Here is a 2,062-nt window from a genome sequence, read left to right as displayed (position 1 = left end):
CTCGAGTCAGCAATTCAAAATGCCAAACGTAATATGGTAAAAGCTGCATTGTTGTTTATTGATATAGATAACTTCAAAACCATTAATGACTCCCTAGGTCATCAGGCCGGTGACGAGATTCTAAAATCCGTCGCCAAGCGCTTGAATGAGCATGTAAGGCAAAACGATAGCATTGCTCGTATCAGTGGTGATGAATTTACAGTCTTACTAAGCAACATTAAGAATTACGAAGATGCCAGTAAAGTAACACAGAATATAATCAACTCTTTTGAATCTCCCGTGATCATCGACACTCAGGAAGTCTTTATCACCGCGAGTATTGGCATTAGCGTCACCCCTGAAGACTCGCTTAATGACACTGACCTTATTAATAATGCCGACATCGCTATGTATCAGGCAAAGCAAAGCGGCAGAAACAATTATCAATTCTTCTCTGAAGATATGAACAACGAGATCCGCTATAAAATAAAGACAGAAAAGGAAATTCAGCACAGCATTGAAAACCAAGACTTCTTTTTGGTTTATCAGCCGATTCTCGATTTAAAAGATCAAAGCATTTCAGGCGTAGAAGCATCTCTACGCTGGCAATACACTGAAGAAGATATTCGTATGCCCGATGATTTTATCTCGATAGCAGAAAATGCAGGCAGCATTATTCCTCTCGGTAACTGGGTGCTAAAACAGCTTGTAAAAGATATCCAAAGACTACTTAAAGAAGGCATCAAAGATATTAGCTTTAGTGTCAACATATCGCCTAGACAACTTAAAGACCGTTACTTTGTTTCTGAAGTACGAGCGCTATTTTCCGAACACCCGAACTATATTAAATACCTGCATTTCGAGGTAGTTGAAAAGTGCTTCGTTGACCAAAAGCCCGAAGTGATTGGTCGTCTAAAAGAACTGAAAGATATGGGCGTTCATATTATCATCGATCGTTTTGGTTCAGGCTATGCGTCAATGAGCTACTTGAAACAAGTTCCGGCTCACGCCTTAAAAATAGACCAACGCTACCTTAATGGTCTCCCTGAAAATCAGGCAAACACTAACTTTAGCAATGCAATTATTAGTATGGCTCATCAGATGAAACTTTCTGTTACTGCTGATGGCGTTGAAAATGATTTACAGCTTGCACACTTAAAAAGCCATGGCTGCGACTACGCACAAGGAAGTTTATTCCATGAAGCAATGAAGCTCGAAGCCTTGCTAGAGTATCTCTCTAGCCCACATAAAAAACCGAAAAAAGCTAGCCTGAATTAACAAGAGGAAAGTCTTGTCAACCCGCGACGGGTACGGCACCAGGCTAGCAAAATAAGACCCTGAAGTCTTATTAACGGCTTATAGTTATGTGTCAGACTTTAGAACTTCATTCCAACCCACGCCCACATTACGGACTTATCAGTACCGCCAGAAGGTGCCGAGTAATCAGCATACTTCAGGCCTCCGCTATAGGTTTTATTAAACTTTTTGACTGCCAAAAGATCTATCTCTCTACCCGCGTCAGCACTGCCTTCATCGGTCTCAAAATCATGGTAAACACCCACCAGTTTTACACCAGCGAACTTACCTGAGACTGAAGCATAAGTGTCTACAACACCATTACCGCCACCCGCACCAAACAAGGACTGACCTAGAAATGCATCAGCCCAACCTTCAAACTTATGAACAGTTGCTAAAGGTGTCGCGAACGACTGATTGCCATCGTCAGACCCTAAGGACGAATAGCCAAGCTTGCCTGTTACTCCTGACGCAGTTAGGCCAACCTCAGCCATCATATAATCCATACTGGCATCTTTCGTTTCATTATCTTGCGAAGCATACTCTAGAGCATATGAAACTTTCAGATCTTCACCTGCTAATGTTGAGCCGGTAAAACTTGCACCAATTGTTGATAGCTCATCCCAACCATCTGCGGCACCATAAGGCTCTCCTGAGATCTCATAGTTGTATACCACAGCTTTACCAAAAGGAGTTTGGTAAGCAACATTTAATAGTGTTATATCAGTATCAGCGACATCCGCAAAGGCACCCGAGTTAATTCGGTTTACTTTATAAATATAGGATG

Annotated in this window: 1 protein-coding gene and 1 pseudogene; one reads left to right on the top strand and one right to left on the bottom strand. The window is 41.8% G+C overall.

All coding sequences use genetic code 11. The annotated features are described in order from the left end of the window. On the top strand, positions 1-1,257 hold a 1,257-nt coding region (locus A3735_RS25005; RefSeq protein WP_156499912.1), incomplete at its 5' end, for a bifunctional diguanylate cyclase/phosphodiesterase. A gap of 98 nt (positions 1,258-1,355) precedes the next feature. On the opposite strand, the pseudogene A3735_RS31400 reads toward A3735_RS25005, so the two are convergent. Continuing rightward, positions 1,356-2,062, bottom strand: a pseudogene (locus tag A3735_RS31400) (hypothetical protein); the annotation flags it as partial.

This window comes from Oleiphilus sp. HI0061, assembly GCF_001635675.1.
Note: the sequence above shows the minus strand (reverse complement) of the source record. Positions and strands in the feature narration are given on the sequence as shown.